General features: G+C 71.5%; 17 protein-coding genes. 6 read left to right on the top strand and 11 right to left on the bottom strand.

Annotation, left to right across the window (positions count from 1 at the left end):
- Nucleotides 1-357 precede the first annotated feature (357 nt).
- A complete protein-coding gene (locus tag ACIBAG_RS29495; RefSeq protein WP_399109106.1) occupies nucleotides 358-1,140 on the top strand; it encodes a S1 family peptidase in 783 nt (260 codons plus the stop codon).
- A 194-nt stretch (nucleotides 1,141-1,334) separates the two neighbouring features.
- Here ACIBAG_RS29495 and ACIBAG_RS29490 read toward each other — a convergent pair whose 3' ends face one another.
- Nucleotides 1,335-2,351, bottom strand: a complete 1,017-nt coding sequence (locus ACIBAG_RS29490; RefSeq protein ID WP_399109104.1) for a GlxA family transcriptional regulator — start codon at nucleotides 2,349-2,351, stop codon at nucleotides 1,335-1,337.
- Nucleotides 2,352-2,533: 182 nt separating this feature from the next.
- On the opposite strand from ACIBAG_RS29490, the gene ACIBAG_RS29485 reads away from it, so the two are divergent.
- From ACIBAG_RS29485 to ACIBAG_RS29470, 4 genes are all read left to right on the top strand, one after another.
- Nucleotides 2,534-3,112 (top strand): cysteine hydrolase family protein, encoded by a 579-nt coding sequence (locus tag ACIBAG_RS29485; RefSeq protein ID WP_399109103.1) that lies wholly within the window; start codon nucleotides 2,534-2,536, stop codon nucleotides 3,110-3,112.
- Between the two features lies 1 nt (nucleotide 3,113).
- On the top strand, nucleotides 3,114-3,842 hold the full coding sequence (locus tag ACIBAG_RS29480) for an isochorismatase family protein (protein WP_399109102.1): 729 nt from the start codon (nucleotides 3,114-3,116) through the stop codon (nucleotides 3,840-3,842).
- A gap of 189 nt (nucleotides 3,843-4,031) precedes the next feature.
- Nucleotides 4,032-5,177: a hypothetical protein gene (locus tag ACIBAG_RS29475; RefSeq protein WP_399109100.1), complete on the top strand. Its 1,146-nt coding sequence runs from the start codon at nucleotides 4,032-4,034 to the stop codon at nucleotides 5,175-5,177.
- Nucleotides 5,178-5,255: 78 nt separating this feature from the next.
- Complete coding sequence (locus ACIBAG_RS29470; protein ID WP_399109099.1) at nucleotides 5,256-6,497, top strand: CynX/NimT family MFS transporter; 1,242 nt, start codon at nucleotides 5,256-5,258, stop codon at nucleotides 6,495-6,497.
- A gap of 94 nt (nucleotides 6,498-6,591) precedes the next feature.
- Here the strand turns inward: ACIBAG_RS29470 and ACIBAG_RS29465 are convergent, their stop codons facing one another.
- Nucleotides 6,592-7,935 (bottom strand): hypothetical protein, encoded by a 1,344-nt coding sequence (locus ACIBAG_RS29465; protein ID WP_399109097.1) that lies wholly within the window; start codon nucleotides 7,933-7,935, stop codon nucleotides 6,592-6,594.
- Between the two features lie 102 nt (nucleotides 7,936-8,037).
- Nucleotides 8,038-11,061 (bottom strand): glycoside hydrolase family 3 protein, encoded by a 3,024-nt coding sequence (locus ACIBAG_RS29460; protein ID WP_399109096.1) that lies wholly within the window; start codon nucleotides 11,059-11,061, stop codon nucleotides 8,038-8,040.
- A gap of 319 nt (nucleotides 11,062-11,380) precedes the next feature.
- Between ACIBAG_RS29460 and ACIBAG_RS29455 the strand changes: the two genes are divergently transcribed.
- Complete coding sequence (locus ACIBAG_RS29455; protein ID WP_399109094.1) at nucleotides 11,381-11,893, top strand: hypothetical protein; 513 nt, start codon at nucleotides 11,381-11,383, stop codon at nucleotides 11,891-11,893.
- A gap of 6 nt (nucleotides 11,894-11,899) precedes the next feature.
- Here the strand turns inward: ACIBAG_RS29455 and cimA are convergent, their stop codons facing one another.
- The 8 genes from cimA to ureA form a co-directional block, all read right to left on the bottom strand.
- Nucleotides 11,900-13,504, bottom strand: a complete 1,605-nt coding sequence (cimA, locus tag ACIBAG_RS29450; protein ID WP_399109093.1) for a citramalate synthase — start codon at nucleotides 13,502-13,504, stop codon at nucleotides 11,900-11,902.
- A gap of 309 nt (nucleotides 13,505-13,813) precedes the next feature.
- Complete coding sequence (locus tag ACIBAG_RS29445; RefSeq protein WP_399109091.1) at nucleotides 13,814-15,079, bottom strand: hypothetical protein; 1,266 nt, start codon at nucleotides 15,077-15,079, stop codon at nucleotides 13,814-13,816.
- A 26-nt stretch (nucleotides 15,080-15,105) separates the two neighbouring features.
- Nucleotides 15,106-17,175: a hypothetical protein gene (locus tag ACIBAG_RS29440; protein WP_399109089.1), complete on the bottom strand. Its 2,070-nt coding sequence runs from the start codon at nucleotides 17,173-17,175 to the stop codon at nucleotides 15,106-15,108.
- Nucleotides 17,176-17,297: 122 nt separating this feature from the next.
- Nucleotides 17,298-17,843: a TetR/AcrR family transcriptional regulator gene (locus tag ACIBAG_RS29435; protein ID WP_399109419.1), complete on the bottom strand. Its 546-nt coding sequence runs from the start codon at nucleotides 17,841-17,843 to the stop codon at nucleotides 17,298-17,300.
- A 56-nt stretch (nucleotides 17,844-17,899) separates the two neighbouring features.
- A complete protein-coding gene (locus ACIBAG_RS29430; protein ID WP_399109088.1) occupies nucleotides 17,900-18,391 on the bottom strand; it encodes a hypothetical protein in 492 nt (163 codons plus the stop codon).
- A gap of 9 nt (nucleotides 18,392-18,400) precedes the next feature.
- Complete coding sequence (locus ACIBAG_RS29425) at nucleotides 18,401-19,450, bottom strand: agmatine/peptidylarginine deiminase (RefSeq protein ID WP_399109086.1); 1,050 nt, start codon at nucleotides 19,448-19,450, stop codon at nucleotides 18,401-18,403.
- 25 nt (nucleotides 19,451-19,475) lie between these two features.
- On the bottom strand, nucleotides 19,476-21,188 hold the full coding sequence (locus ACIBAG_RS29420) for an urease subunit alpha (RefSeq protein ID WP_399109085.1): 1,713 nt from the start codon (nucleotides 21,186-21,188) through the stop codon (nucleotides 19,476-19,478).
- Nucleotides 21,185-21,913, bottom strand: a complete 729-nt coding sequence (ureA, locus tag ACIBAG_RS29415; protein ID WP_399109083.1) for an urease subunit gamma — start codon at nucleotides 21,911-21,913, stop codon at nucleotides 21,185-21,187. The genes ACIBAG_RS29420 and ureA overlap by 4 nt, the downstream gene beginning before the upstream one ends.
- Nucleotides 21,914-21,952 lie beyond the last annotated feature (39 nt).

Here is a 21,952-nt window from a genome sequence, read left to right as displayed (position 1 = left end):
AGCTGCGGAGACATGGCCACAGGGATGGCCGTGGGGAGTGAGTCACGCTGCGGTCGCGGACCGTGAGGACGGGGGGAACGGAGTATGTCAGCGTGACGCTTGAAGTATCAACCAGCTTGCGAAACAGAAAGATCGGACTTTCGGGTTCCGCTTGGCGTCGGGCTTCTGGGCGTTGCGGATTCGCCGCTCCCGTGGCCGGAATTGACCCCTTGTGGTGACGCTCACAGGATTCCCATAATCCAGCAACACAATTGACCGGCGCATGTCAGCGGAAGCTCACTCCCCCTGCTTGGCATGCTCCCGACATTCCAGCGCTCTCCACGTTCGCATGTCCAACCCCCCACGGAAGGCATCACGTTGAAGAAGCTCATCACCGCGCTCAAGAGATGCGCGGCCATCGGCGCCACCGCTCTCGCGATCGTCAGCCTTCAGCCCGTCTCGGCCGCACACGCCGCCGACCAGCGCGTAGTCGGCGGAACCCGCGCCACGCAGGGCGAGTTCCCGTTCATGGTCCGGCTCTCCATGGGCTGTGGCGGCGCGCTCTACACCCAGCAGATCGTGCTCACCGCCGCCCACTGTGTGGGCTCGACCGGCCCCAACACCGGCATCACCGCGACCGCCGGCGTCGTGGACCTGCAGTCCACCAGCGGCCGGGTCCAGGTCCGTTCCACGTACGTGTACCGGGCGCCCGGCTACAACGGCACCGGCAAGGACTGGGCGCTCATCAAGCTCGCCCAGCCGATCAACCTGCCGACGCTGAAGATCGCCACGACGACGCAGTACAACACCGGCACCTTCACCGTGGCCGGCTGGGGCGCGGCCACCGAGGGCGGTGGCCAGCAGCGCTACATGCTCAAGGCCAACGTGCCGTTCGTCAGCGACGCCACCTGCCGTTCCTACAGCGGCTACAGCGGCCTCGTCGCGAACGAGGAGATCTGCGCCGGCTACGCCGCGGGCGGCGTCGACACCTGCCAGGGCGACTCCGGCGGCCCGATGTTCCGCCGCGACGCCAACAACGCCTGGATCCAGGTCGGCATCGTCAGCTGGGGCATAGGCTGCGCCCGGCCGAATGCGCCGGGCGTCTACACCGAGGTCTCGACGTTCGCGTCGGCGATCGCCTCGGCGGCGTCCTCCCTCTGATCCGACAGCAGCGCGGGTCTCCGATCCGACAGCAGCGCGGGTCTCCGATCCGACAGCAGCACGGGTCTCCGATCCGACAGCACCACGGGTCTCCGATCCGACAGCAGCACGGGCCCGGTGTCCTCGGACGCCGGGCCCTCGGCATGCCGCACGCGTCGCACTCACGCACGCTCGCGCTCACGCACGCGTCGCACTCACGCCGTTTCGGGCGCCTCCCGGACCGGGGCGGCGCGGAACCTCGCCCGGTACTCGCTCGGCGTCGCGCCAAGACGCCGCCGGAACGCCCGTATCAGCGTGTCGACCGTGCCGAACCCGCAGACGGAGGCGACCCGTTCGAGGGTGTCGTCGGTGGTCTCCAGCAGGTTGCCCGCCAACTCGACCCGGGCCGCCTCGATGTAGGCGTGCGGCGTCGTACCGAGTTCGGTCTTGAAGATCCGGGTCAGCTGCCGGTCGCTGACGTGCGCGAACGCGGCCAGGTCCGGGACGGTGAGGCGCCGGCCGATGTTGTTCAGGATGTGATGGCGGAGGTCCTCGATGCGCCGCGTCGGTGACACCCGCTCCAGCGGCACGCTGAACTGGGACTGACCGCCGGGCCGCTTCAGGTACATCACGAGCTGGCGGGCGACGCGCAGCGCGACCTGCTCGCCGAAGTCCTCGGCGACCAGCGCCAGCGACAGGTCCAGGCAGGCGCTGATCCCAGCGCCGGTCCACACCTCGCCCTCCTCGCGGATGAAGATGGGATCCGGGTCGACCCGCACCGCCGGATGGTCGGCGGCGAGCCGCTGCGCGGTCGACCAGTGCGTGGTGGCGCGCTTGCCGTCGAGGAGCCCCGCCGCGGCGAGGACATGGGCGCCGACGCACACCGACGTGACCCGCCGGGTGCGTGTGGCCAGCTGTTTCACCCACGCCACCGTGCCGGGCTCGACGATGGGGTGGATACGGCGGTCGTCGTCCACCTCCACCGAGCCGGGCACCAGCAGTGTGTCGATGGCCCGTTCGGCGACCTCGCGGAACGTCGCGTCGGGCATGATCCGCACGCCGGCCGCGGTGGTCACCGGCGCCGTGGTCTCGGCGGCCAGCACGACCTCGTAGCCGACCCGCCCCGCCGTTTCGCGCGGGACGAGGGAGAACACCTCCGGCGGGCCGGTGACGTCGAGGAGGTCGACGCCCTCGAACAGCACGATCACGGTCAACCGGTTCACGGCTCTCACCCTGCATCCCCCTGTTTCACGCTGTAACCCCCTGTTTGCCGCACTGACGCGGGCGTCGGTTTCTGCAAATAGCACGTCATTGCCGACACCCCGGTGCGAGCCATAGCGTCGCATACATGTTCAACAAACTGTTGAACAACTCGAAGAACTCGCTCGAGTCCCCGGACCCTTGGAGAAGACCTGTGGCCAGCAAGACGCTGCGCGAACTCGGCGGTGCCGACCCCACACCCGCGGCCCTCGCGTCCTCGACGCTGATCCTCGTCGACTACCAGAACACCTACACCCGCGGCGCGATGGAGCTCGACGGCTGGCAGCCGGCCCTGCAGGCGGCGTCGGAGCTGCTGACCCGCGCCCGCGCGGCCGGAGCCGCGGTCATCCACGTCCAGCACGACGGCGGCGAGGGTTCGCCGTACGACATCCGTGCGGAGATCGGCCGGATCCACCCGGATGTGGCGCCCGTCGACGGCGAGCCGGTGGTCGTCAAGCAGGCACCGGACGCCTTCCACGGCACCGACCTCGGCAAGCTCGTGGACGAGGCCGGGAACGAGTCCGTGATCGTCGCCGGGTTCATGACGCACATGTGCATCGCGTACACGTCGGCGTCCGCGGCCCTGCGCGGCAACAGGCCCACGGTGCCGGCGGACACCTGCGCCACCCGGTCGATCGTGAACGTGTCCGCCGACGAACTGCACCGCAGCGCGCTCGCGGCCATCGCCGACGCGTACGGCGTCGTCGTCGCGTCCGGAAAGGAGCTGGCCTGACATGGCGGAACAGGCGCAGGGCGGTGATTCCCGCCGCGGGTTCCTGAAGGTCGGCGGTGCGGCCCTCGTGGGCGGCGTCGCGGTGTTCGGCGCCACCCGCCTGGGCGACTCCCCCGCGCAGGCGGCGGTCGCCGACACGTCGGGCACGACGACACTGCGCAAGCTGAGCGGCCTTCCCGGCAAGCCGGCTTCGCTCGCCTCCGCCACCTTGATCATGGTGGACTACCAGAACACCTACACCCGCGGTGTGATGGAACTCGACGGCTGGCGGCCCGCCCTGGCCGCCGCGGCCGAGCTGCTGAGCGCGGCCCGGAAGGCGGGCGCGACCGTCATCCACATCGTCAACGACGGCGGACCCGACACCCCGTACGACGTCCGCCGGCCGATCGGGCGGATCCACGACAAGGTCAGGCCCGCGAAGGGTGAGCGCACCGTCGTGAAGAAGGCCCCCAACGCCTTCGTCGACACGGACCTCGGCAGGCTGGTCGACCGGGCGGGCCACGAGAACCTGGTCATCGCCGGGTTCATGACGCACATGTGCGTGACCTTCACGGCGGAGGGCGCCTTCCTGCGCGGGAACAGGCCCACCGTGGTCGCGGACGCCTGCGCCACCCGGCCGCTGCCGTCGGTGGGCGGCGGGCTGTCCGCCGACCAGATCCACCACAGCGCGCTGGCGACGATCGCCGACCTCTACGGCGTCGTCGTCCCCTCCCACACCGCGCTGAAGTAGCCCTCCCCCCCTTCGCGGTTCTCCCTCTCCGGCGGCCCCCGCGGCACCACGCCTTCGGAGAGGGACCCGCCCTCGCACCGCTCCCCGCGTCCCGGCCCTTCGTGGCTCCCGGCGGGTCAGTTCCCCCCACACCACCGCTTCCCCCACGGCGGGAACACCTGACGACCGATTCGTTACGGAGAGCAAGTCATGGCAACACGCCGGACATTCATTGGTGGCGCGGGCGGCATCGGCGCCGCGGCCTTCCTGGGTCACACCGCCGCCCAGCCGCAGACGGCAGCCGTCCTCGACGCCGCCCCGGCCGCGGAGGCGCTGAGCGCCCAGACCGCCGCCCGGGACTCGATCCGCGCGGTGAACGCGGCGATGCGCACCAACTACGCGGCTCTGAAGGCCGACCTGGTCAAGAACCTCGGGCCCGTCATCGTGGTGCAGAACGACGCGAAGGGCGGCACGTTCACCCTCGTCCACGAGGGCAGGCGGTACGTCGAGCAGCCGGTGGCGGAGGAGTTCGAGCTGGCGAAGTCCATCGCCCATGTGCCGCTGGGGATCTTCTCCACGATCGCGGAGTATCTGTCGGACAAGGTCCCCAACGTCTCCAACGCCGACCGCATCGACGCCCACGACCTCGACATGGTGGCGATGATCGGCCCCGGCACTGACGCCTGGACGGCACCGCTGCAGGCCTTCGCGGACAAGCTGACCACCGCGAAGAACAACCTCGCCGCGGCGAAGCTGCCGCAGGCGCTGCACAACTCCTGCGCGAAGATCCTCGACGAGGCGTTGACCTTCATCGCCGACTCCATCCGGGCCCGCGCCTTCGACATCGCCTCGTTCCAGGTCTTCGCGGGGCGCGTGTACCCGGCGATCCGGGTGAACATGCAGTACGCCGCCGACGCGCAGATCTCCGCAGTGCAGGGCCTGTGCCGGAAATGGCGGGCGCAGATCGGTGAGGCCGCCTGGGCCGACCTCTACACGGTGGTGCTGTCGATCTGGACGACATCGGTGCTGAACCAGGCGGAGATCATCATCAGGCCGATGATGAACCAGAAGAAGGTCGGCACCCATCTGATCGACATCCCCACGGCTCAGTTGCCGTCGGACCCGATCGGGGTGGCGCTGGACAACCTGGCGCGGATCGTTCAGGACAACATCGCCGCGGAGCTGGTGTTCGTCTCCGACACCAAGGTCGCCGACGCCCTGAAGGGCAAGGAGGACCTGCTGTCCGACGAGATCCTCAAGCAGCTCGGCACGTCCGCCACCGCCGGGGCCACCGGCGTGGCGTTCCGGACCGCCGGCAGAGCGCATTGTCCGGTCGACCACGGCATGCGCGTCTGAACGGAACACACCACATGCCCGGCGGCCCCCTCCTGGACGGAGGAGGGGGCCGCCGTCGCGTCCACGGGGGAAACACACATGACCACCAGACTGTGGCTCATCGCCGGTCTGATATTGCTGGCCGTCAATCTGCGCGCGGCGATCACCGCGACACCACCGCTCATCGGGAACGTCCAGCAGGCGCTCGCCCTGTCCGGCACCCAGGTCAGCGTGCTGGCGACATTGCCGGTGCTGTGCCTGGGCGCCTTCGCCTGGCTCGCGCCCCGGCTGGCCCGCCGGTTCGGCACGCAGGCCGCCGTGTGCGCCGCCCTGTGGGTCCTCGCGCTCGGCACCGCCGTTCGGGCCGTTCCGTGGCCGACGGCGCTCTTCGCGGGGACGGTGCTCTCCGGGGCCGGGATCGCCGTCGGCAACGTGCTGCTGCCCGCGCTGATCAAGGACCGCTTCGCCCAGCGGATCGGCCTGTTCACCGGCCTCACCATGACCCTCATGGCCGGCTCAGGAGCCCTCGCCGCCGCAGCCGCGGTGCCGCTGTCCGAGGCGACCGGTTGGCAGTTCGCCCTGGCGCTGTGGGCGGTGCCCGCGGTGCTGGCCGCGGCGGTGTGGGGGCTGCCGGCGGCTCCCGGAGCGGGCGGCAGGCATCGCAGGACGCCGCCCGCGGCGCCGAGGGGCGCAGGCGGATCCGGATCCTTACTGGGCTGCGCGCTCGCCTGGTGGGTGTCGGCGTTCCTCGGCCTGGTGTCGCTGATGTTCTACGCGCTGGTCGCGTGGCTGCCGCAGATCATGCGGGCGAGCGGCTACCCACCCAGCGAGGCCGGGCTGATGATGTCGGTGATGCTGGCCGTCGGCATCCCGCTGGGGTTCCTCGTCCCCCTCGCCGCCGCCCGTATGCGCGGCCAGCGACGCCTGGTGATCGCCGTGACGGCGGCGAAGCTGCTCTCCCTCGCGGGCCTGCTGCTGGCCCCCGGCTTCGGCTGGGCGTGGGTGTGCCTGCTGGGTGTGGCGACCGGCGGCGCCTTTCCCCTGGCGATGACGCTGCTGGGGCTGCGCGCGGACGGCCCGCGCACCGCCGCCGATCTGTCGGGGATGGCCCAGACGACCGGCTATCTGCTGGCCGGCCTCGGCCCGCTGGCCATGGGGCTCCTCCACGACGTCACCGACGGCTGGCGCATACCGCTCGCCGTGCTGATCGCCCTGGTGGTGCCGGAGGCGATCGCCGGGCTCCTGGCCGGCCGGCCCGGACAGGTACGCCCCAGGGGCCGCGAGGAGGACCCGCCGAAGCACACCGCTGCGCGCGCCGACGGTCGGCTGGCGCGGCTGTAACCGCAGCTGCGCAACCCTCGGCCCTCAGCCCTCGGCCCTCAGCCCTCAGCCCTCAGCCCTCAGCCCTCAGCCCTCAGCCCTCAGCCCTCAGCCCTCAGAAGCCTCCCCCGTCGAACCCACCCCCGCCGAAGTCCCCGCCGCCGAATCCGCCCCCGAAGTCCCCGGCGTCGAAGTCCGCCCCGGACACGTCGCCGCCCTCGTAGCCGCCACCGCCGTATCCGTAACCCGCCCCGTAGTCGGCTGCGTAGGCCGGCGCGGCCATCATGCTGCCCAGCATCGTGCCGATGAGGAGGCCGGGGAGGATGCCGCCGCCGAAGTAGCCGCCGGCCCAGGGGCCGTAGGCGGGTCCGGCGTCCCAGTACGGCCGACGGCCGTACTCGGTGTCGACCTCGCGGATCACGGGGTCGCGGCCCTCGGCCAGGCGGGTGCGGTCGGCCGCGCAGACGGGGACCTCGCGGGCCGTGCCGCCCGGTGGGGTCCAGGTCTCGTCGGCGACCGCGGTTCCGTGCCGTGGATCGAAGAAGCACGGCGGCCGGCGTTGCGGAAGCGGCCGGTGCTCCCGGCGGGCGGCCAGTTGGGTGAGGGAGAAACGGCCGTCCGCCAGGGCCTGGGTGACCGCCTTGACGTCCTCCGGCTTGCGGGCCCCGTCCATGAGCCGCTTCGCCTGCTCGTAGGCGTCCAGGGCGCGTTCGTAGTCCGCGCGCGTCGCGTCGTCGGCGCCGGGCTCGGCCGGGTGGAAGTCCAGGCGGTCCAGTTCCTCACCGAAAGCGGTGATGTCCTCGTCGACCACGACCCGCAGCTTCTCCAGCGCCGCCCGCTGCTCCTCCTCGTGGCGCCGCCGGTTGCGCCGGACCAGGGCGTACGCGCCCGCGCCGCCCGCGGCCAGCACCGTGGCGACGGCGATCAGACCGCCGACGTCCACGCCCGCGCCGTCCCCGCCGTCGCTCCAACTGGCGGGTGCCGTGCCGCCGATGTTGCGCAGCGCGGCGTCGACGAAGTCGTTCAGCTGGGCCTTGGGGTCACCGGCGGACCGCACCGAGGTGACCAGGTTGTTCACCGCCTGCTCGGACATCACGGCGGAGTCGGCCGCCGCGTCGAAGCGATCAGCGACCCGGACGCCGTACAGGCCCGTGACACCGGTCTCGGTGCGGAGGTTCAGCAGGAGGTTCTCGGTCGGCTGGTCGGCCGGGAGGACGGCGACGAAGACCGGCTTGTCGGCGTCCTCGATCTTGTCGGCGAGCGCCTCGGCGTCCGCCGACGACAGCTGGTCCGAGGCGGCGGGGTCCACATAGACGGGACCGTCGCGCCACGCCTCGGCGACCTGGGAAAGGTCCGTGGCCGCATGTGCGCCGGGCGCGCCGGCCGTGAGCACCGCGACCGTCGCGGCGACCGGCACGATCAGCAAGCGCATGAGGCCCCGGAAGAACGGAGTCCTCATACCTTCGACGCTACCTGATGGGACGCGCGAAGGCGCCGGTCACGGTGGCCCGATTCCCACCAGGACCGGCGCCCTGCGGACGGCCCGCCGCCGTACGGCGGATCAGGACGCCCGGTAGGCCGCGCTCAGCTTCTCCACCGCGGCGCCGTACCGGCCCGTGAGCAGCAGATGGTCCGCCTCCGCGAAAGGCTCGGCCACCGCCTCGGCCATCTCCGCGCCGGCCCGCTGCTGGACGATCAGCCGCGCCTTGGTCACCAGCGCCCGGCCGACCGCCTCAGCCCCGGCCTTCTCGGCGGCCGCGGCCGCGATGCCGAGCGCCTTGAGGGTCGCGGCGCCGCCCCCGGGCACCTTGGTCAGCGTGGTCAGGCCCCAGCCGTACGGGAACCTCGGGTCGTACGACGCGTCCCCGACGTTGATCGGCAGCTGGGCCTCCGACTTCGGCCAGGTGACGGGGAGCTGCCCGGTGAAGGGCCGCCTGCCGTAGAGGACGTCCGCCACGCCGTCGCCCTCCGTGCCGGGCAGCCAGGAGGCGACCAGCGCGTCGATCCCGGCCAGCGTCTCGTCGTCGACGATCTGCGGCCGCCCGGAGACGATCAGCACCGCGCACGTCATGGCGCCGCACACCTTGTCGACGGCGGCCTGGTCGGCTGCGCTCAGCCGCAGGTCGTGGCCGTTGCCGACGTCGCCGGCACCCTCGGCGTACGGTGTCTCGCCGACGACGACCACGCCGACGTCGTAGCCGGTCAGGGGCGCGGAGGCGTCCTTGGAGTAGGTCAGCCGCGCGGAGTTCTTCCGCATCGCCTCCAGGATCGTCGTACCGGGGGTGATGTCCCCGGACGAGCCCTGCCAGGTGATCGTCCAGCCGCCGCTCTGATTGCCGATGTCGTCGGCGTTGGATCCGGCGACGTAGACGTTCTGCGACTTCTTCAGCGGCAGGGCGCCGCCGGCGTTCTTCAGCAGCACCTGGGACTCGGCCACCGCCCGCCGCGCCACGGCCCGGTGTTCGGCCGAGCCGATCTTCGAGGCGCCGCTGGTGTCGGCGTACGGCTTCTCGAAGAGCCCGAGGCGGAACTTCTGCGTGAGGATGCGCGATACGGCGTCGTCGATCCGCCGCTCGCTGATCCGGCCGGCCTCGACCTCCTTCACGAGCGTGGTGTGGAAGTCCCGGAAGGCGTACGGGGCCATGATCATGTCGAGGCCGGCGTTGACCGACGTACGGATGTCGGAGGCGTAGTCGCCGGGGATCTGGTCGATGCCGTTCCAGTCGCTGATGACGAAGCCGTCGAAGCCCATGCGGTCCTTGAGCACGCCGTTGATCATGTCGGCGCGGGCGTGCATCTTGACCGGTCCCTGGCCGTCGCCGACGAGGTCGAGCGAGGAGTACGAGGGCATGACCGTGCCGACGCCGCGGTCGACGGCCGTCTCGTACGGCGCCAGGTGGACGGCCTCCAGTTGCTGCCGGGTGACCTTGGTGACGCCCTGGTCGATGGTGTACGTGCCGGTGGTGGAGGAGCCGTACTCGGTGCCGCCGTCGCCGACGAAGTGCTTGGCGGTGGCGAGGACCTTGTCGGCGTCCTTCAGGTCCTTGCCGTTCGCGGCGCCCTGCAGTCCCTGGATGACCGTCGCCATGGAGTCGACGAGGGCGGGGTCCTCGCCGAAGGACTCGTACGCCCGTCCCCAGCGGTCGTCCCGCGTCACGCACAGACAGGGCGCGAAGTCCCAGGGGATGCCGGTGGCCCGGGTCTCGGCGGCCGTCACCGCGCCGGCCCGCCGGGCCAGCGCCGGATCGCGGGTCGCGCCCAGTCCGATGTTGTGCGGCATGATCGTGGCGCCGACCAGGTTGTTGTGGCCGTGCACCGCGTCGACGCCGTAGATGAGGGGGATCTGGAAGCGGGTCGCCTGCGCCCGCAGCTGGAACCCGTCGATCATCCTGGCCCAGGCCTCGGCGGTGTTGGGCGTCGGGGTGGAGCCGCCGCCGGACAGGACCGAGCCGAGGTCGTACGCGGCGATGTCACCCGGGTTCGACAGGGCGCCGCGCTCGGCCTGGGTCATCTGGCCGGCCTTCTCCGCCAGGGACATGCGCGACAGGAGGTCGGCGACGCGCTTCTTCACCGGCAACCCGCTGTCGAGGTACGGCAGTCCGTGCGCGTCCACGACGATCTGCGGGGTCTCGGCAGGGGCCTTGGCGCCGGTGACGGTCAGCTTCAGCGGGATCGTCTCGGCGGGCTCGGCGGACCTGTCCCCGAGGGTGGGGACGCGGATCTCGCGGGTGGTGCCGGAGGCCGTGCCCGCGGGGAAGGTGACGGTGCCCGTGACCGGGGTGTAGTCCGTGCCGGGGTCGGCGGTGCCGCCCGTGGTCTCGTAGGTGACGGTGACGGGTTCGGCGATGGGGGCGGAGCCGGTCGTGGCCACGGTGAGCCGTGCGGTCGCCGTGCCGCCCTCGTCGGTGGGGATGACGGCGGAGTCGGTGAGGACGGAGGCCGTCCGCGACTGGTCGGCCTTGCCGTACAACTCGACGCCGTCCATGGCGAACTCGCCCTTGGTACCCACCGGGAGGGTGACGGCGTATCCCCAGGTCTCGGTCAGGCCGAGGATGTGGTCGATGCCGCCGACGGGCTGGTAGTCCGTGCGGTAGGTGAAGTCGGTGAATGGCAGTTCGATCTGTTTCCAGCCGCTGAAGTCGTCGGTGAAGGAGGTCGTCCACAGCTCGGAGGCCTCGCCGTTGGTGCCGCCGTCCTTGAGTTCGAAGGCGATCTTCTTGCCGTTGTTCCGACCGTCCCACCAGAAGCGGACGCCCTTGTGGGCGGACCAGTCGTGGGCGGGTTCGGCGTGGGCGTAGGTGTGGCTGAAGCCGCCGTAGCCGCTGATGTCGTATGTGCCGGAGAGGACCCGCTCGCCCTCGGGGGCGTCGTCGCGAGCGGCCAGCCGGAGGGCGGGCGGGTCGTCGTTGTCACTGCCCCAGGTGAAGACGCCCTCGGCGGGCGGGTTCGCGAAGGGGACCTCGCCCTCGAAGCGGTCGACCGGGACCGGGGCGGGGTCGTCGGCGCCGGACGCGGGGGCGGCGGTGGTGAGCGGGAGCAGGGCGGTGAGGAGTACGGCGGAGGCGAGCAGGGCGGTTCTTCGCATGGAACGTCCCTCGAGTCTCAGAGTCCACTGACGACTTAGCTCACGCCGTGAGTTAACTGGGAGCGTCGGTTGGCGTCAAGACTTCACGTCAGAACCGGTGTGCACTCAACACCTGTCCGGATCAGGGAAGTTGTCGCTTCAGTTTCTGAACACGTGACCCCTTGACGCGTAGACGAAGCCGTCATTTACTCACGTCGCGCCTCGCACGCCTCTCGGCAGTTGTACGACTGCAACGGGACCGGTGCACAACGGTGGTCGTGCAACGCGTCCGCCGGTGATGTCGTGAACACGACGGCCAACAAGGGCGGTGGGGCGGGGCATGAGACGTATGGGGCTCGCGGCGGCCGGTGTGACCTTCGGGGGGCTGCTGCTCGGCGGTTGCAGTCCGGCGCACCTGTCACTGGCGGCCGCCTGGCTCGACGAGGACGGTCGCCCGATGGCCCGGGTCCGTCCGTGCGACGACGACCAGTCGGCCGACGTGCGCCTCCGCGCCTACCCGAGCGAACGGCGGGACGGCCGCAGGAAACGAGGCCACCCGACCGCGAACGGCTGGGAGACTCAGCCTCTGAAAGCACTCGGCGACACCACGTTCCCCCTCTTCGCCCCGCCCGCCTCCTGGCACCCGGAGACGGTCGGCCCCCGGAGACTGCTGTCCGGGGGCTCGTACCACCTGGAGTTCACGACGTACGAGAGCGAGGACTTGGTGGACTACGTCGGCGAGGTCACCTTCACCGCCGAAGAGCTGGCCGCCCTGCGCCCCGGCCAGGTCCGGGCCGACGGCCGGGCCATGAGTCCCGGCGAGTTCGAGGAGCTCGCCGAGGACTCGTGCTGAGGACGGCTATTCGGCGGGCGTCACACCCGCCCGCAGCAGCCCGTACGTGTACGCGTCCTCCAGCGCCTGCCACGACGCGGCGATGACGTTGTCGGCGACGCCGACCGTGGACCACTCCCCCGTCCCGTCGGACGTGGAGATCAGGACACGGGTCGTGGACTGGGTGCCGTGCACGCCCTCCAGGATGCGGACCTTGTAGTCGACCAGGTCCAGCTTGGCGAGCTGGGGGTAGATCTTCTCCAGCGCGACGCGCAGGGCGCGGTCGAGGGCGTTGACCGGGCCGTTGCCCTCCGCCGTGGCGACGATGCGCTCGCTCTTGGCCCACAGCTTGACCGTGGCCTCGTTGGCGTGGGTGCCGTCGGGGCGGTCCTCGACGATCGCGCGCCAGGACTCGACCTGGAAGTAGCTGAGGGGCTTGCCCTCGACCTCCGCCCTCAGCAGCAGCTCGAACGACGCGTCCGCCGCCTCGTAGGTGTAGCCCTTGAGCTCGCGTTCCTTGACCCGCTCCACGACCCGGCCGACCAACTCGCGGTCGCCGCCCAGGTCGATGCCGAGCTCCTTGCCCTTGAGCTCGACGGAGGCGCGGCCCGCCATGTCGGAGACCAGCATGCGCATGGTGTTGCCGACCAGCTCGGGGTCGATGTGCTGGTACAGGTCCGGGTCGACCTTGATCGCGGAGGCGTGCAGGCCGGCCTTGTGCGCGAAGGCGGAGACGCCGACGTACGGCTGGTGGGTGGAGGGGGTGAGGTTGACGACCTCGGCGATGGCGTGCGAGATGCGGGTCATCTCGCGCAGGTGGCCCTCGGGCAGCACCTTCTTGCCGTACTTCAACTCCAGGGCCGCGACGACCGGGAAGAGGTTGGCGTTGCCGACCCGCTCGCCGTAGCCGTTGGCCGTGCACTGGACGTGGGTCGCGCCCGCGTCCACGGCGGCCAGCGTGTTCGCCACCGCGCAGCCCGTGTCGTCCTGGGCGTGGATGCCGAGCCGGGCGCCGGTGTCCGCGAGGACGGTCGATACGACCGCCTGGACCTGGGCGGGGAGCATGCCGCCGTTGGTGTCGCAGAGGATGACCACGTCGGCGCCGGCCTCCGACGCCGCACGGACGACGGACTTCGCGTACTCGGGGTTGGCGCGGTAGCCGTCGAAGAAGTGCTCGCAGTCGACGAAGACGCGGCGGCCCTGCGAGCGCAGGTAGGAGACGGTGTCCTGGACCATGGCCAGGTTCTCGTCGAGGGTGGTGCGCAGGGCCAGTTCGACATGGCGGTCGTGGGACTTCGCGACCAGGGTGATCACCGGGGCGCCGGAGTCCAGGAGGGCCTTGACCTGCGGGTCCTCGGACGCGTTGCCGCCCGCCCGGCGGGTGGAGCCGAACGCGACCAGCTGGGCGTGCCGGAAGTCGATCTCCTGCTGGGCGCGGGCGAAGAACTCGGTGTCGCGCGGGTTGGCGCCGGGCCAGCCGCCCTCGATGAAGCCCACGCCGAACTCGTCCAGGTGACGGGCGATGGCCAGCTTGTCGGCGACGGTGAGGTTGATGCCCTCCCGCTGGGCGCCGTCGCGCAGGGTGGTGTCGAAGACGTGGAACGAATCGTCGAGCTCGCTGGTTACCGTCATGGTCGTAAGGCTCCTGATGTATGGATCTCGGTCTACCGGAATGACCGGTTCCACCGCCCCCACCTATGGTCCCTCACGCTCTCTGCCCGGCTGCGGGTGGGCCGGGAAACAGAAAAACCTCTCGCGGGTGCGAGAGGTCTGCGCGCGGGTCGAGGACGACGGTGTCCGCCCGTACCTGGTCGTACGTGGCGGTCACTGCGGACCGGCGCGCCTGCTGCCAATAATCATGGCGAACGAGAGCACGGGGGCAGTCTGGCACAAGTCGCCCCCGTGCTCACCGTCCGTCTCAGGATGCGAGCACTGTGCTGATCACCGCAGGCGGCGGACGAAGCCGTCGCTCACGCCGTTCGTGTCGCCGGAGACCAACTGGGCGGAGGCGGAGCCGAGACCGAGGAGCTTGCCGCCGCCGAACGAGGTGGCGTAGACGTCCTCGTCGGTGACGGGGCCCCCGGTGACGGACTCGCTCGCCAGGGTGGAGGTGCCGGTGCGCAGGTCCCGTACGTAGATGTTGTCGTGGCCCTGCGCAGCCCGGAACCCGTAGGCGACGTAGCGGCCGTCGCGGCTGATCTCCGGACCGGAGATGACCGCGGGGCCGCCCGTGCCGTCGTGGACGATGCCGCGGGTGGTGTCGGTGCGCAGATCGCGTACATAGGTGCCGGTGTTGACCGCGGCGCCGTCCGCCACCAGATCCTCGCCCCGGTAGGTGAAGGCGATGTGGCGGCCGTCCGCCGAGAGCGAGGGGTCCAGGGCGTAGTACTGGCCGGGCGTGCCCTGCGGTGTGACGTTGACCTGTTCCTCGGCGCCGGTGCGGCGGTCGTGGACCAGCAGCGCGCCGCCCCCGCCGCGCGGTTCGTTCTGCGTGTACGCCACGAAGCGGCCGTCCGCGCTCATGTCCAGGTGGTAGGAGCCGCGGCTCGGGTGGTCGCCGTTGGTTACGCGCTCGACAGTGCCGGTGCGGCGGTCGGTGACGTACACAGCCGGGTAGACGACCGTCCGGCCGGCCTCCATCCGGTTCGGCCTGGCGTTGAAGGCGACGTGCCGGCCGTCGTCGGAGATCTCCGCGGCGCCGTGCGCGTAGGCGGAGCCGCCGTCCGGTGTCGTGCTGACCCAGTGGGTGCGGCCGGTGACGCGGTCGTGGACGTAGACGTCCTGGGCCCAGTACTCCTTCGGCGCGGGCCACTCCCTGAGGTTGTCGGCGGTCGAGACCAGGACGACGTACCGGCCGTTGGCGCTGATGGCCGCGGGCCTGGTGCCGCTGTCGGCCTGGGTGCCGTCGGAGGCCACACTGATCCGCTCCACCCGGCCGGTGCGCAGGTCGCGTACGAAGGTGTCCTCCACGCCGTTGGTGTCGCCGGGCACGAGGTCGGGTGCCTCGGACTGGAACGCGGCGTAGCGGCCGTTCGCGCTGAGGATGGGGCCTCCTGCGCCACCTGTTCCCTGTTCGCCCGTGGCCGAGAGCGTGATCCGCTCGGTGGACGGGCCCTGCGGTGCGGCGCCCGCCGAGGTTCCGGTCAGCGCCACCGCGATCGCGACGGCGGTGGCGGTGAGTGCGGCACGCCGCTTGGTCCTGTGCATGGTTGTTCCCCCGTGGTCGGTCGTTGTCATTGAGCTGTCCTCAGGAAGACGTCCGACACCTCGTTGGTGTCTCCCTCCACCAGATCGGGTGACGCCGACTCGAAGGCGACGACGGTGCCGTCGGCGTTGACGGACGGGTGCCGGGCCGGCAGGTCGTTGCGGCCGCCCCAGCGGTCGACGCTGATCAACTGCCGTTCTCCGGTGGCGAGTTCGAGCAGGTGTACGGCACCTCGCGAGGTGTGGGCGAGGTGCGTGCCGCTCGCGGAGAGCGAGGGCTGGGCGCCCTTGACCCGGGTCGTGGTCCCGGCGTCGAGGTCACGGACAAGGATGTCCGGGCCCTGCTGGAAGGCGACCTTGCGGCCGTCCGCGCTGAGGGAGGGTGCCGACGCGTGCGCCGCGGCCTCCTGCGAGGCACCGGTGTCCAGGTCGCGGACGTGGATGCCGCCACCCTGTTCGAAGGCGATGTACCGCCCGTCGTGGCTGATGGACGGGTTGCCCGCCGCCTCGCCCGTGGGCACGCTGACCACGTCGGTGGTTCCGCCGTTGAACTTGAAGCGGTAGACGCGGGGGTGCGGATCCGGGTCGGTGTCGGTGGCGGGGAGTGTGGCGGCGTAGGTGACCCAGGAGCAGCTGGGGTCCACGACCGGCTGTCCCATCCAGGTGAAGCGGACGCCCTGGTAGGAGCCGAGGCCGGTCAGCCTGCCGACCGCGCGGTTGCGGAGGTGGACCTGCGGGGCACCGTCGGATTCCCGCGGGGCCACGTAGCCGACCATGCGCCCGCTGTGGCAGGGCGTGGCCTCGTGCGAGGGGCCCTGGGCGGTGGAGTCGACCTGGGAGACGCCGCCGGACGCGGTGACGAACACGTCGGTGTCCCTCGGATCGCCGGTGCCCTCGGAGGTGAAGGCGACGACCTTGTCCTCCCCCATCACCGGGTCGTACGACGCCCCTGACCGCTCCAGCCCGTCCCTCGTCATGCTGATCCGCTCGGTGGCGGACGGCATGGGCCGCGGGTTCGCCCGGAGCTCGCCCGAGAAGACGAACACGTCCGCCTCACCATTGGTGTCGCCCGGCACCAGATGGGACTCCCTCGCGCTGAAGGCCAACGCACGCCCCTGGGCGGCCAGCGCGTCCGGCGTCACCTGGGCGGTCGGCGGGAGGGCGGCTCCCCTCGCCCCCGTCCTCAGGTCGCGCACCCTGTTGCCCTCCGCAGCTGAGACGACGGCGTACCGGCCGTCCGCCGTGGCCGAGGAGGTGCTCCCGTCGGCCACCCGCCGCGCGGCGCCGGTACGGACGTCGTACACGTACAGGCCGCCCTGGGCGGTGAACAGGACACGGCGGCCGTCCGCCGTGATGCGGACCAGGTTGCCCTGGCCGAGGCCCGCGTCGACCTGGGTCCGCTCCCCCGTCACCCGGTCCTTGACGAAGACGTCGTACGCGTCGTCCTCGGTCCCCTCGACCTGGTACGCGACCCGCCGGCCGTCGCCGCTCACCGAGGCCCCGCGTTTCGGCCCCTCCTCGGCCGGCGAGATCAGCTCGTCGTTGCCGGTGGCGGTGTCGCGGACGTACAGCAACCGGGTGCCCTGCGGTCCGTTGCGGTTGCCGATGGTGTACGCGACGTGCGTGCCGTCCGGGCTCAGGGACTGAACGGCGCCCAACTCGTTGGAGCCGGGCGGATTGTCGGGCCACAGCCGCTCCGAACGGCCCGTGGCGCGGTCGTACAGGTACGGGGCCTTGAAGCGGGTGCCGGCGGAGTAGGCGACCCGGCTGCCGTCGGCACTCAGCACCGGCGAGCTGTAGGCGTAGCCGCTGCCGAGTTCTATCGCGGTGACCTCGCCGGTGCCGACGTCCTTCACCCGCAGGCAGTCGAAGAAGTGCGCGCAGCCGAAGCTCGCCGCGGTGGAGGTGAACGCCACGTATCTGCCGTCGGCACTGATGGCGGCGCTGTCCGACGGCCCGTCCGCCTGGGTGCCGTCGGCGGCGGTGCTGACCCGCTCGACGCGGGGTGTGGGCGGCGCGGCGGCCGCGGTCGGTGCGGTGAGCGCGAGCAGCAGCGCCGCCGCCGAGGAGACGCCGGACACCCGTGCGGCTGTGGACATGTTCCCCCCTGTGGCCCCCGTGGACGCTTGCCCCCCGGCCCGCGCCGAGGGCCTCCCCAGAGACAAACGCACCGTGCGCTATAGGGTCAATCCATCGTATTGCGTACAACCTGGACGTGCGCTCAGTTGTCCGCGAGGAGGCTGTCGTCGAGGAACTCCCGTACGTGGCGCAGGATCCCCGTCCGGTCCGTGCCGCGCAGCCCGATCGCGACATGGATGGAGAAGCCGTCCAGCAGCGCCCGCAGCCGGGCGGCGAAACGGTCCGGGTCGACGGTCCGGAACTCGCCCCTCGACACCCCCTCCGCCAGCAGCGCCACCAGGTCCCGGTGCCAGGCGCCCTCGATGGCCGCCTGCCGTTCCCGGGCACCGTCGTCGGCGTTCTGCGAGCGGTTCCAGACCTCCAGCCACAGCGTCCAGTGCGGATCGCGGTGGCCGTCGGGGACGTACAGGTCGACGTAGGCGTCGAGCCGTTCGCGCGCGGGTGCGCTCCGGGTCAGCAGCCTGCCGCGCTCGGCGCCCAGCCTGCCCTCGCTCCACTCCAGGGTCCGCAGCAGCAGTTCGTCCTTGGAGTGGAAGTAGTAGAGGAGGTGGCCGCTGCTCATGCCGACCTCACGGCCGAGCGCCGCCATGGTGAGCTTCTCCAGACCGCGCTCGGCGATCATCTCCATGGCGGCGGCGAGGACGTCCTCGCGGGGCGGGGCGGGGGTGCGGCGGCGGGCGGGGGTCACGCGACGGCCTCCAGGCGGACGGCGTCCGGGACCAGCCGGGTCTCGTAACCGCTGGTGCAGTCGGCGGCGACGATCGCCACCTCGGCCCCGCAGGCACAGACGTGGTTGACCCCGGCCCGGCCGTCCGGACCGCAGCAGCCGATGAGGCGGTGGGTGTCGCCGTGCGGGGCGATGTCCACGACGTCGTCCGGGTGCAGGACGTACGTGCCGCGCGGGCCGGCGGAGACCAGGAAGCCCCGCTCGTCGGACATCCACATGCCGCCGGGCACGATCCCGTCGTACTCCTCGTCGGGACCGACCGGCTCGAACGGCGCCCCGAAGGGATGCGGGTCGACGACGTACCTTCCGCGCGGCACGCTCGGCGGGCCGTGCCGTCGACCGTCCGGGCCCGGGAGCCCGTCCCAGCCGGGGTACTCGGGCAGCTCGTCGAGCTGCCGGACCGGCTCGGTCAGCCGGGTTCCGCAGGTGGCGCAGAGCAGTACGTTCACCCGTACGTTCTACCTGACCACTGCCTTCGGCTGCTGCTGGGTGATGCAGTGGATGCCGCCCCCGCCGGCGAAGACGGTCCGCGCGTCGACCAGTGTCACCGTCCGCTCCGGGAACAGCCGCCGGAAGATCCCGGCCGCGATCTCGTCGCGCGGGTCGTCGAAGCCGCACAGCACGACGCCGCCGTTGCAGAGGTAGTGGTTGATGTAGGAGTAGTCGGCCCAGTGCCCGTCGGCCTCCAGGACGGTCGGCGCGGGCACCTCGACGACCTCCAGGCGGCGGCCGCGCGCGTCCGTCTGCGACTTCAGCAGGCCTACGACCTCCTTGGTCACCTCGTGGTCGGGGTGCGCGGGGTCCGGCTGCACATGGGCCACGACCACACCGGGCCGGGCGAAGGCGGCCACGATGTCGACATGGCCGAGGGTGCCGAAGCCGTACGGGGGGTAGTCGCCGGTGAGGCCGCGCGGCAGCCAGATCGCCTTGCGGGTGCCGAGCATGGCGTGGATCTCGGCCTCCACCTCCTCCCGGGTCCAGTGCGGGTTGCGCTCCGGGCCGAGCTGCACGGTCTCGGTGAGCAGGACCGTGCCCTCGCCGTCGACATGGATCGCCCCGCCCTCGTTGACGAGGTCCGAGGCGTACGTCCTGGTCGAGCCCGCCAGGTCGGAGACGTACGCGGCGATCTTCGCGTCGTGCTCCCAGCGGGCCCAGTCCTGGGCGCCCCAGCCGTTGAACGTCCAGTCGACGGCGGCGAGTTCACCCCTGCCGTTGGTCAGGAAGGTGGGTCCGATGTCCCGCATCCACGCGTCGTCGAGCTCTCGTTCGACGGTCTCCACACCCGGTCCGAGCAGCGTCCGGGCCTCCTCGGACTGTCCCGGGCCGCACACCACCGTCACGGGTTCGAAGCGGCGGACGGCACGGGCGACCGACGCCCAGGCCACGCGGGAGGCAGTGAGGTCCTCGGGGTCCTCGAAGGTCACGTTCGGCCCCGGCCACGCCATCCAGGTGCGCTCGTGCGGGGTCCATTCGGCGGGCATGCGGAAGCCGTCGGCGGCTGCGGACATGAGTGATCCTCACAGGCTGTGACATTTAAAGGAAATACAGGCGGTTGAGGGAGACCGACTCGGCGGGCTCGGAGCGCAGGGGCTCGCCGTCGAGCGTGACGAGTCCGGTGCGCTGGTCGACGTCGACGGCTCCCGTACGGGAGTTGAGCCGCAGGTCGGCCGGTCCGATGCCGCGCGTGCCGCGCACGGCGACCCTGCGGCGCCGGGTCGGCATCGTGTCGCCCCCCTGATCGGCGGCGGCCTGCGCGACGAAGGCGACCGAGATGTCGGCGGGCGTGGCACCGTACGCCCCGAACTGCGGGCCCAGGACGAGGGGTTCGCAGGTGTCGGTCGCGGCGTTCGGGTCGCCCACCACGCCGTACGCCGGGAACCCGGCCTTGAGCACCAGCTGCGGCTTGGCCCCGAAGTACTCCGGCCGCCACAGCACGATGTCGGCGAGCTTGCCGACCTCCAGCGACCCGACCTCGTGCGAGAGTCCGTGGGCGATGGCGGGGTTGATGGTCAGCTTGGCCATGTAGCGCAGGACGCGCTCGTTGTCGTGGTCGCCGTCCGGGGCCCCGAACGCGGCCTTCATCTTCCCGGCCATCGCGAACGTACGGCGGACCGTCTCGCCGGCCCGCCCCATGCCCTGCGCGTCGGACGAGGTGATGCCGATCGCGCCCAGGTCGTGCAGCACGTCCTCGGCGCCCATCGTCCCGGCGCGGATGCGGTCGCGGGCCATGGCGGCGTCGCCGGGCAGGTCGGTCTTGAGGTCATGGACGGAGACGATCATGCCGTAGTGCTCGGCGACGGCGTCCCGGCCGAAGGGCAGGGTGGGGTTGGTGGAGGAGCCGATGACGTTCGGGACGCCGGCCATCTTCAGCACGTTCGGGACGTGTCCGCCACCGCAGCCCTCGATGTGGAAGGCGTGGATGGTGCGGCCCTCCAGGACGCGGAGGGTGTCCTCGACGGACAGGCACTCGTTCAACCCGTCGCTGTGCAGGGCGACTTGGACGTCGTGTTCCTCGGCGACGCGAAGTGCCGTGTCCAGGGCCCGGGTGTGGGCGCCCATGTCCTCGTGCACCTTGAAGCCTGACGCGCCGCCCTCGGCGAGCGCCTCGATCAAGGGTGCTTCATGCGAGGACGACCCCCGGCCGAGGAAGCCGATGTTGACCGGCCAGGCGTCGAACGCGTTGAACGCGTGCCGCAGCGCCCACGGCGAGTTGACGCCGACGCCCCACACCGGCCCGAACTCCTGCCCGATGATCGTGGTCACGCCCGAGGCCAGTGACGCCTCCATGACGCGCGGCGACAGCAGATGGACATGCGTGTCGACGGCCCCGGCGGTGGCGATGAGCCCCTCGCCGGACACGATGGACGTGCCCGTGCCGACCACGACGTCGACCCCGTCGAGGGTGTCGGGATTCCCGGCCCGCCCGATCGAGCAGATCCGCCCCTCCCGGATCCCGATGGAGACCTTCCGGATCCCCAGCGCCGCGTCGATCACCACCACATTGCTGACGACGACGTCGCAGGTCTCCCGGACGGCGGCGGCCTTGAGGTGCAGCCCGTCCCGGGCGGTCTTGCCGAACCCGGCGAGGAACTCGTCGCCGTGGCGCTGGGAGTCGGACTCGACGCGGATCGTCAGCCCGGAGTCGCCGAGCCGGACGCGGTCCCCGGCGCGGGGGCCGTGGGTGGCGGCGTACTCGTACGGGGTGAGGCGGCGGGCCTCGGCGGGGTGGCCTCCTGGGCGGCTCATCGGTGGACCTCCTGATCAGGTGCTTGCGATACGCCACCAGGTGCTTCCGATACGCCGAGGTAGCCGCAGGCGGCGGCGCGGCGCAGTGCCTCCTCGCGGGCGCCGGGCGCGTCCAGCGGCCCGTCGACGAGCCCCGCGAACCCGATCGCGATCCGCTCGCCCCCGATCGGGACCAGCCCGACCCCGACGCTCTCTCCCGGCCCGAACCGCACGGAGGATCCGGCGGGGACGGCGAGCCGCATGCCGTAGGCCGCCCCTCGGTCGAAGTCGAGGCGCGGGTTGGCCTCGAAGAAGTGGAAGTGGGAGGTGACGGATACGGGCACGGTCGCGGTGTTCGTCACCGTGAGCCGTACGACCGCCTCGGGCTCGGCGTGCTCCGGCCCCGGCAGCAGCGCGCCGGGAGCCCGCGCGCCCTGCCCGCCGCCCCCGATGGGGTCGGAAACGACCGCGAGCCGTGAGCCGTCGTCGAAGACCGCCTCGACATGCACCTCGGTGACGATGTCCGCCACCCCCGGAAGCACGTCGTCCGGTCCGAGCACACGTCGGGCGCGCTCGATCGCCTCGGCGAGCCGGGCCCCGTCCCGGGCGGCCTCGCACACGGTGTCCGCGACGATCGCGGTCGCCTCCGGGACGTTCAGCCGCAGCCCGCGGGCTCTGCGCGCCCGGGCCAGTTCGGCGGCTCCGAAGAGCAGCAGCCGGTCACGTTCCGTGGGAGTCAGTCTCACTACTCGGCACCTCCTTGTCCGACCCGACTTTAGAGCATC

Source organism: Streptomyces sp. NPDC051243 (genome assembly GCF_044455405.1).
GTDB lineage: Bacteria > Actinomycetota > Actinomycetes > Streptomycetales > Streptomycetaceae > Streptomyces.
The sequence above is the reverse complement of the archived record's forward strand: the minus strand, read 5'-3'. Positions and strand labels throughout refer to the sequence as shown.